Source organism: Saccharopolyspora sp. 6V (assembly GCF_020176785.1).
Lineage (GTDB): Bacteria > Actinomycetota > Actinomycetes > Mycobacteriales > Pseudonocardiaceae > Saccharopolyspora_C > Saccharopolyspora_C gregorii.
On record NZ_JAIUKB010000205.1, the window covers coordinates 1 to 8,969 of the forward strand.

Here is an 8,969-nt window from a genome sequence, read left to right on the forward strand (position 1 = left end):
ACAGCGATTTCTCCTGTGGCGGAGCCACCGGTGACATCGATCCCGCAGCGGGGGAACCGCTGAGGTTCCGCCACCCGAGTGCTACGCAACACGAGTTCGGAAGGCAGGCAGTTCACATGACATCGACCGTTGAGAAGGCCGCACGGCTGCAAGAACTGCACGCGGCACCCGAACTGCTGCTCGTCGTCAACGCGTGGGACGCGATCACCGCGAAGGTGGTCGCCGAGACCCCGGGCACGAAGGCGCTGGCCACCCCGAGCCACGGCATCGCGGCCTCCCGCGGCTACCCCGACGGGGAGCGGATCCCGCGCGACGAGATGATCGCCGAGGTCGGACTGATCGTGCGCGTCGCCGGGGACCTGCCGGTGACCGCGGACCTGGAGGCCGGCTACGGCGACCCGGGCGGCACCATCGCCCGCGCCATCGACGTCGGCGCCGTCGGCGCGAACCTCGAAGACCAGATGAAACCGCTGGACGAGGCGGTGCGGGCCGTGGAGGCCGCGGTGTCCGCCGCGCGCTCGGCCGGGGTGGACTTCGTGCTCAACGCGCGCACCGACGCGTTCCTCAAGGCGGGCGACCGGGACCCGGAGGCGGTGCTCGACGAGGCGATCACCCGGGGCCGGGCCTACCTGGACGCGGGCGCGTCGAACTTCTTCGCGCCCGGCAAGCTCACCGAGGACCAGATCTCCCGGCTCGTCGCGGAACTGGGCGAGCGGAAGGTGAACATCATCGGCGTGCCCGGCTCGGTGCCGCTGGAGACCGCGCAGCGGCTCGGGGTGTCCCGGGTGTCCTACGGGCCGTGGAGCCAGAACGTGGCGCTCACCGCGCTCGCCGAGCTGGCCGAGGATGTCTACGCCGGCGGCGGCCTCCCCGAGGGGACCCGGAAGCTCAACTGACGCCTCGGGTGCGCGGCCCTTTCCCGTGTCCGCGCGGTCGGCACCCGCACCGCCTGCCAGCCCGGAGCGTGCCCGGCCGCCGGGTGCGCGGTGATGCCGGGCTGAGCGCACCGCTCCGCCGCACCGCGGACGTCACGCTCGCGGCGGATGCTCCGCGGTGCTCGAGCTGCCTACGCTGGCGGTGCTGTGGGGCTTCGCGGTCGGCGGCGGGAGGGCCGGTGTCCACTTCCGGGGGGTTCGAAGCGCTGGTCGTGCTCCGCGCGAAGCAGGGCGAGTTCGCCGCGCTCCACGCCGTGGACGAGCGGGCGCACGTCGAGCGCGTGCAGCCGCTGCTCGAATTCATCCCGAACGGATCGACACCGGCGGGTCAGCTGGACGGGGCGGAGGCGGTGGCGCGGCGGCTGCACGGGCTCGGCCGCACGATCATGGTCGACGCCGCCGAAGTGACCGGCGCACCCGGGTTCGGGGCAGGCCCGGTGGGCGCGCTCGGGGAACTGGCCGACCGGCTGGCGCATCCGGTGGACCTCTTCGACGAGCAGGTGCCGGTTCCGTTCCTCCCGGTCGTCCGCGGCACCGCGACCGCTGCCGAGCTCCCCGTGCTCGGACGCCTCTGCCAGGAGCTCGGGGCGGGCGGGGCGCTGCGGATCGGGACGGCCGCGGCGGATCGGGACGTGGTCGAGCGGCTGCTCGACGGGCTGCGGGTCGTCCCCGCCGACCTCGATCTCATCGTCGATCTCGGTTATCTGCCGGAGCTGCCCGCGCGGGTCGTCGATCGGGCCGCCGCCGCGGTCGGTGCCGCGACCGGGTGCGGGCCGTTCCGATCGGTCAGCGTGCTGAGCGGTTCCATCCCCCGGTCGCTCGACCGCACCTCGCTCTGGGAGCAGCCGCGCGTCGAGGAGCGGCTGTGGCGCTGGCTGGTCGAGGACGGGCGCACCGACCTCCGGCTCGGTGACTACGGCATCGCGCACCCGGTGATCGGCGAGGGGTATCGCAGCAAGCACGTCGCCCTCCGGTACTCCTGCCCGGACCACTGGCTGTACTCGCGCGAGCGGGAACCGGTCGCGGACGGCGCGGTGGAGGCGGAGAGCGGGCGGGCGCGCACCGTCCGGTCGGTGTGCCGGAACCTCGTCGAGTCCGACGGGTACGCGGGGCCCGAATTCTCCTGGGGCGACCGGGAAATTCTCGACGCGGCGGAGGGCCGGGGCAGCGGGCTCGGCGCGACGAGCAAGCCGCCCGCGCTCGCCACATCGCACCACCTCGCCTACCTCGCCGCCCACGCCGCGTAGCGGGAGCCCGGGGGTCCGCACGGGACCGACGTGTCCGATGTGGACTCCATCGGACACCGCCGCACCACCGCGCCCGAACCGGGGGGTGGCTTTGCGCGCCGCCGATCTTGCCGGTACCTTGCGTGGCATGGTTCTAGACGAGAGCGGCGTGCTCACCCACTTGCGCCGCGGAGTGCTGGAGTACTGCATCCTCGCGATGGTCGACGTCGAACCGCTGTACGGCCTGGAGATCGCGCGCAGGCTCGGCGAGCACGACATCCTGCTGCAGAGCGAGGGAACGCTGTACCCGCTGCTCGCACGCCTCCGGCGGCAGGGACTCGTGGAGACCAGCCAGGTGAAGTCCACCTCCGGCCCGCCGCGCCGCTACTACGCGCTCACCGCGGAGGGCAGGACGGCGCTGGCCACCTTCCGCAGCACCTGGTCCACCTTCCGCAACGCCGTCGATTCCGCCATGACAGGAGAACAACGATCGTGACCAAGACCCACGCCCGCGTGCACAGCTACCTGGAAGAGCTCAACGACCTGTTGCGCGACGCACCCGCCTCCGTCCGCCGCGACGTGATCGCCGGCGTGCACGAGCACTTCGACGCCAGCGTCGGCCCGGACGCGGACGCGGCCACCGTCGACGACGCCATCGAGCGGATGGGCACCCCCGAGCAGGTCGCCGCGGAGGCGGGTGTCGAGCCCGGCCGCGCGCAATCCGCCCGGCAGGGTTCCGTGCTCGCCGCAGCGCTGGCCTGCCTCGCCCTGGCAGGCGCCTGCTCGCTCACCTACCTCATCGGCGGCCTCATGGCGCTGTCCGCGGGCTTCGACGCCGACCCCGACTGGGAGATCAACGGCGCCACCGCGGCCGCCGCCATCGTGCTCTCGTTCGCGGCCTGGCTCTGCGGCACGGTGCTCGTGGCCGTGAACCGCTCCTGGTCGCGGCGGCAGAAGGCGCTGCTGATCGCCTCCTGGCCCGCGGCCCTGGTCCTCTCCGAACTCTGCAACCTGCCCACCGGACCGCTGTTCGCGGTCAACGTGATCAGCTTCGTCGTGCAGGGCGTCATCGGGGTCCTCGTCGTCGTCGCCCTCGCCAAGCTCTGGTTCGCGACACGGAGCTGACGGGAATGCCTGCCGCCCGCGGGGGCGGCGCCCCCCCCGGCGGGGGGGGGGGGGGGCCCCCCCCCCCCCGGCGGGGCCCCCCCCCCCCGGGGGGGGCCCCCCCGCCCCCCCCCCCCCCCCCCCCCGCCGCGCGCCCCCCCCCCCCCCCCCCCCCCCCCCCCCCCCCCGCGCCCCCCCCCCCGCCCCCCGGGCCGGTTCCGCTGCCGACCTCAGCCGCGGAGGAAGCCCAGCAGCGCTTCGTTGAACCGCTCGGGGTGGGAGGCGTTGATGGCGTGCGGACCGTTCTCGACCACCACGAGTTCGCTGTTCGCGAGCGCCTCGGCGGAACGCCGCCCGCTGACCTCGAACGGCACGATGGCGTCCGAGTCGCCGTGGATCACGAGGGTCGGCACGGTGATCTCGGCGAGGTCGCCGCGGAAGTCGGTGCGGCCGAACGCGGCGATGCAGTCCAGGGTGCCCTTCGGGGACGCGAAGGACGCGATCGTCTGCGCGTGGGCGCGCTGCTGCTCGCTGACCAGCAGCCGCCCGTTCGCGGAGAAGAAGTCGGTGGTGAAGCCCTCCAGGAAGGCGATCCGGTCGGTGCGGACCCCGTCCTCGAACCGGGCGATCGTCGCGTCGTCCAGGCCACCGTCCGGGTTCTCGGCGGTCCGGTGCAGGTACGGCGGCACCGCGGCCGCGAGCACGGCCTTGTCGACCCGGCCGGAACCGCGGGTGCCGAGGTAGCGGACCACCTCTCCCCCGCCCATGGAGAACCCGACGAGCGTCGCCCCGCGCACGTCGAGGTGGTCCAGCAAGGCGTGCAGGTCGGCCGCCAGGGTGTCGTAGTCGTACCCGCCCCACGGCTGGGAGGACCGGCCGAAACCGCGGCGGTCGTAGGTGATCACGCGGTACCCCGCGTCGATGAGCACCGGGACCTGCGGCTCCCAGGAACGTCCGCTGAGCGGCCAGCCGTGGATCAGCACGACGGGCGGGCCGGAGCCGTGGTCCTCGTAGTGCAGCTCGATCGGGCTGCCGTTCTCGGTCCCGACGGTGACGGCGGGCATGGGCTCCTCCGGTGCGGTCGATGCCGGTTGCGCGCCATCCGCATGCCCTCTCGGCCGCCGCACCAAACCTCCGGCCGTGCCGGAGCGCCGCGCGGAGCGCCCGCGCGACCGGTTCCGACCCTCCCGAAGCTCGGCGCGAGTCCTGGATCAGCGCCCGCAGCAGCGGGACATTCCGCGCCACAGCAGGTCGATGAGGGCTTCGGTCTGGGCCCGCCAGGGGCCGCGCTGGTCGAGGAAGAGGAGGCCGCCGAGGCCGCGCAGCACCACCTCGGGGTCAAGGCCTGCGCGGACGGTCCCGGCTTCGACGTTGGCGGCGAGCAGCGTGGCCACCGAGCCGACCAGTGCTTCGTGCGCGGTCTTGGGCAGCTCGCCGCGGGCGGCGGTGGCGGCGCTGAGCGCGTTCGCGAGGCCGCGCTTGGTCATCATGTAGTGCGCCAGGTGGTCGGTGGTCCACACCCGGAACGCCTGCTCCGGCGGGTGGTTCTCCAGCAGGCTGGGCACCACCTCGACCAGGTGCCGCACCTCCCGCTGGTAGACGGCGAGGATGAGGTCCTCCGGTGCCGGGAAGTGGCGGTAGACGGTGCCGACACCGACTCCGGCATGCTTGGCGATCGCGTTGAACGACACCTCGCCGCAGCTCGTCAGCGATTCGGCGGCGGCCGCGAGGATCAGCTCGTGGTTGCGCCGCGTGTCGGCGCGCCGGTGGTTCACCGCTCCCGTGCTCATCGTTCCCTCCCCTTCCGCTCCGCCCCCGAGAGCCTCCTGACCTGCGTGAAAAGACCGCGCCTAGGCATGTTTGCCGACCGGATACTAATCCGCTAGCCTCGATGAGGACAGCGGATTTTTATCCGGTTCCCGGCGCGGCGTCGTGCGCGACGTGGCCACCACCCCACCACATCATGCCGCCCGGCTCCGGGGCGCGGTTCCAGCGGAGAAAGAGTTCCTTTGCACATCTCACTCGAAGTCAACGGCAGCCAGGAGCAGCTCGACGCCGAACCCGGCGTGACGCTGCTGGACGCGCTGCGCGAACGGCTCGACATCACCGGCCCCAAGAAAGGTTGCGACCGCGGCCAGTGCGGTGCGTGCACCGTGCACGTCGACGGCCGCCCCGTGCTCTCCTGCCTCACCCTCGCGGCCGCGGTGCGAGCACCGGTGACCACTGTGGAGGGTCTGGCCGAAGGCGAGGAGCTGACCCCGCTGCAGCAGGCGTTCGTCGACCAGGACGCCATGCAGTGCGGGTTCTGCACCTCCGGGCAGATCATGTCGGCCCAGGCGGCCATCGACCAGGACGTCACCGACGTCCGCGAGTTCATGTCCGGCAACCTGTGCCGCTGCTCGGCCTACCCGAACATCATCGCCGCGATCGACCAAGCTAAGGGCACCGATGCGACAGTTTGAGCTCACCACCCCCGCCTCCGTCGAAGCGGCCACCGCGGAACCTGCCACCTTCCTGGCGGGCGGCACGACGCTGGTCGACCTGATGAAGCTGGACGTGCTGACCCCGCAGCGGGTGCTGGACATCAACGAGCTGCCGCTGCGCGGCCTCGACGCCGCCGACGGGCTGCGGATCGGCGCGCTGGAGCGGATGAGCGACGTCGCGGCGCACCCGGGCGTCTACCCGATGATCTCGCGGGCGCTGCTGCTCAGCGCCTCCCAGCAGCTGCGGAACATGGCCAGCATCGGCGGGAATCTGCTGCAGCGGACCCGCTGCACCTACTTCCGCGACGTCGCGATGCCCTGCAACAAGCGCGAACCCGGCAGCGGCTGCCCCGCGCTGGACGGGGCGAACCGGATGCACGCCGTGCTCGGCACCAGCGACTCCTGCCTGGCCACCCACGCCAGCGACGTGGCGGTCGCGTTCACCGCGCTCGACGCCGAGGTGCGGCTGCTGAGCTCCGAGGGCGCGCGCACCGTGCCGCTCGCCGAGTTCTACCGGCTGCCCGGCGACACCCCCGACGCCGAGAACGACCTGCGGCCGGGCGAGCTGATCACCGAGGTGGTGGTCCCGCGCCTGGACTGGGCCGCGAACTCCACCTACGTCAAGGTGCGCGACCGGCAGTCCTACGAGTTCGCGCTGTGCTCGGCGGCCGTCGCCCTGGACGTGCGGGACGGCCGGATCGCCGACGCCCGGGTCGCCGTCGGCGGCGTGGCCACCGTGCCGTGGCGGCTGCACACCGTCGAAGAGGCGCTGCGCGGCGCACCCGCCACCGAGGAGTCCTTCGAGCACGCCGCCGGAGCGGCGGGCGAGGGCGCCCGGACGCGGGGCGCGAACGGCTTCAAACCGGCCCTGCTGAAGCGGACCGTGATCCGCGCGCTGCTCGAACTGACCGAGGGGAACCGCTGATGCCCAGCCGACTCGACGGGCCGGTCAAGGCCACCGGCCGGGCCAAGTACGGGGTGGACCACAACCTGCCCGGCATGGCCTACGGATACCTGGTGCTCAGCACCATCGCGCACGGCGAGATCGCGTCGATGGACCTCACCGCGGCCCGCGCCGCCGCCGGGGTGCTCGCCGCGTATTCGCCGTTCGACCCGCTGGAGCTGGGCACCCCGACGCTGCCCGCGTTCGGCGACACCTGGGTTCCGCTGCAGGACAAGGAGGTCGCCTATTACGGGCAGCCGATCGGGTTCGTGGTCGCCGAGACCTTCGAGCAGGCGCGCGACGCCGCGCTGCTCGTCGAGGTCGAGTACCACGAGCGGCCCGCGCTGACCTCGCTGGCGGACGGGCTCGTCACCGCCGAGGACGCGCCGACCTCCGGCCACGGCGGCGGGCCGTCCCTGGACATCCTCGCCGACGGCGTCGAGTCCATCGAGGACGCACTCGCCGCCAGCACCGTGGTGGTGTCCGAGACCTACTCGACCGCGGCGCAGAACCACGCACCGATGGAACCGCATTCGGCCGTGGCGTACTGGGATTCGACCGGACTGACCATCCACAGTGGAACACAGGCGTCGGACATGCAGGCCGCGGAGCTGTCGATGGCGCTCGGGGTCGAGATCTCCCGCGTGCACGCGGTGAACCCGTACGTCGGGGGCGCGTTCGGCGGCAAGGGCCGCACCTCGGCGCCCGCGTTCCTCGCGGCGGCCGCGTCCCGCGACCTCGGCAGGCCGGTGAAGGCGTCGCTGACCCGCGAGCAGGTGTTCACCGCCACCGCGGGCCGCGCCGCCACCGTGCAGGAGGTCTCGCTCGGCGCCGACGCGGACGGGACGCTCGTCGCGGTGCGGCACGACTCGTGGTGCAGCACCGGCGCGGACCGCTCCTTCGTGGAACCGACCTCGCACGGCACCTCCCGCGAGTGGTACGCCACCCCGAACCTGTCGCTGCGGCAGAAGATGGTGCCGCTGAACCTGCCGCCCACCACGTTCATGCGCGCCCCCGGCGAAGCACCCGGGTCGTTCGCGCTGGAGAGCGCGATGGACGAGCTCGCGGTGGCGCTGCGGATGGACCCGATCGAGCTGCGGCTGCGGAACAACTCGATCGCGCCGCCCGGCAAGGACCTGCAGTGGTCGGCGAAGTACCTCGACGACTGCTTCCGGATCGGCGCGCAGCGGTTCGGCTGGGACCAGCGCACCCCGAACGGGCGCACCGACGGCGACTGGCTGGTCGGGCTCGGCACCGCCACCGCCATGTTCCCGGCGCTGCGCTTCCCCGCCTCGGTGCGGGTCACGCTCGGCGCGGACGGCAGGGCGGAGGTCGCCACCAGCGGCGCCGACCCGGGCACCGGGCTGCTGACGGTGCTCTCACTGGTGGGTGCGGAGACGCTGGACATCGCGCCGGAGCGGGTGATGCCGAAGCTGGGCGACTCCTCGCTCCCGGCGGGCGGCATGTCCGGCGGTTCCACGGCGACCGCCAGCGCGGGTTCCTCGGTGATGCTCGCGGCCTCCACGGTGCTCGACTCGCTGCTGGAACTGGCCGCCGCACCGGGCGCGCCGTTCGAGGGCGCCGAGGTCACCTACGCGGACGGGCAGGTGTTCGCCGACGGGCGGAGCATGCCGTTCGGCGAGCTGCTGCGGGCGGTGGGCCGCGACTCCCTGTCGGCGACCGGCTCCACCGCGCCCGGGGAGGAGCTGACCAAGCACTCGTTCAGCTCCTTCGGCGCCCAGTTCTGCGAGGTCCGGGTGCACCGCTGGACCCGGGAGGCGCGGGTGTCCCGGTTGCTCGGGGTGTTCGACGCGGGCCGGATCGTCAACGAGAAGGCGGCCCGCAGCCAGCTCAGCGGCGGCATGATCTGGGGCGTCTCGGCGGCGCTGCACGAGGCGATGGAGGTCGAGCCGAACGGCCGCATCGCCAACGGCGACTTCGCCGGGTACCTGCTGCCGGTGCACGCGGACATCCCCGACATCGATGTGCAGTTCATCGAGCACCCGGACACGCTGCACAACCCGGTGGGGGCGAAGGGCGTCGGCGAGATCGGCACCGTCGGCCTGGCCGCCGCGATCGCCAACGCGATCTACAACGCAACCGGCACCCGCGTCCGCCACATCCCCATCACCATCGAGGACCTCCTCGACGACTGAAGCCCCCCCGGGGGGGGGGGGGGGGGGGGGCGGCCCCCCCCCCCCGGGCGGGGGGGGGGGGGGGGGGGGGGGGGCGCGGAGCGGGCGCCACCCGCGCGGCCCCGGGGGCGCGCGGCGGCCGG

The 8,969-nt window shown here is 73.4% G+C and carries 9 protein-coding genes; 7 read left to right on the plus strand and 2 right to left on the minus strand.

The features are described 5' to 3' along the window. Positions 1 to 116 precede the first annotated feature (116 nt). From LCD35_RS29085 to LCD35_RS29100, 4 genes are all read left to right on the plus strand, one after another. Positions 117 to 896 (plus strand): isocitrate lyase/phosphoenolpyruvate mutase family protein, encoded by a 780-nt coding sequence (locus tag LCD35_RS29085; RefSeq protein ID WP_224957784.1) that lies wholly within the window; start codon positions 117 to 119, stop codon positions 894 to 896. Between the two features lie 218 nt (positions 897 to 1,114). Continuing rightward, on the plus strand, positions 1,115 to 2,182 hold the full coding sequence (locus LCD35_RS29090) for a beta family protein (RefSeq protein ID WP_225045265.1): 1,068 nt from the start codon (positions 1,115 to 1,117) through the stop codon (positions 2,180 to 2,182). Between the two features lie 127 nt (positions 2,183 to 2,309). After that, positions 2,310 to 2,657 carry a PadR family transcriptional regulator gene (locus LCD35_RS29095; protein ID WP_224957780.1) on the plus strand — a complete coding sequence of 116 codons (348 nt, stop codon included), beginning with the start codon at positions 2,310 to 2,312 and terminating at the stop codon, positions 2,655 to 2,657. Continuing rightward, a complete protein-coding gene (locus LCD35_RS29100; protein ID WP_224966718.1) occupies positions 2,654 to 3,286 on the plus strand; it encodes a hypothetical protein in 633 nt (210 codons plus the stop codon). Before LCD35_RS29095 ends, LCD35_RS29100 begins: the two co-directional genes overlap by 4 nt. A 209-nt stretch (positions 3,287 to 3,495) precedes the next feature. Here the strand turns inward: LCD35_RS29100 and LCD35_RS29105 are convergent, their stop codons facing one another. After that, positions 3,496 to 4,329 carry an alpha/beta fold hydrolase gene (locus LCD35_RS29105; RefSeq protein WP_225045266.1) on the minus strand — a complete coding sequence of 278 codons (834 nt, stop codon included), beginning with the start codon at positions 4,327 to 4,329 and terminating at the stop codon, positions 3,496 to 3,498. A gap of 147 nt (positions 4,330 to 4,476) precedes the next feature. Beyond that, positions 4,477 to 5,055, minus strand: a complete 579-nt coding sequence (locus LCD35_RS29110; protein ID WP_224957777.1) for a TetR/AcrR family transcriptional regulator — start codon at positions 5,053 to 5,055, stop codon at positions 4,477 to 4,479. 219 nt (positions 5,056 to 5,274) lie between these two features. On the opposite strand from LCD35_RS29110, the gene LCD35_RS29115 reads away from it, so the two are divergent. From LCD35_RS29115 to LCD35_RS29125, 3 genes are read left to right on the plus strand one after another with little or no spacing between them, the layout of a single operon-like run. Then, complete coding sequence (locus LCD35_RS29115; RefSeq protein ID WP_224957776.1) at positions 5,275 to 5,727, plus strand: (2Fe-2S)-binding protein; 453 nt, start codon at positions 5,275 to 5,277, stop codon at positions 5,725 to 5,727. Continuing rightward, complete coding sequence (locus LCD35_RS29120) at positions 5,714 to 6,673, plus strand: xanthine dehydrogenase family protein subunit M (RefSeq protein WP_224957775.1); 960 nt, start codon at positions 5,714 to 5,716, stop codon at positions 6,671 to 6,673. The genes LCD35_RS29115 and LCD35_RS29120 overlap by 14 nt, the downstream gene beginning before the upstream one ends. Beyond that, positions 6,673 to 8,847 (plus strand): xanthine dehydrogenase family protein molybdopterin-binding subunit, encoded by a 2,175-nt coding sequence (locus tag LCD35_RS29125; RefSeq protein ID WP_225045267.1) that lies wholly within the window; start codon positions 6,673 to 6,675, stop codon positions 8,845 to 8,847. Before LCD35_RS29120 ends, LCD35_RS29125 begins: the two co-directional genes overlap by 1 nt. The last annotated feature ends 122 nt before the right edge of the window (positions 8,848 to 8,969 follow it).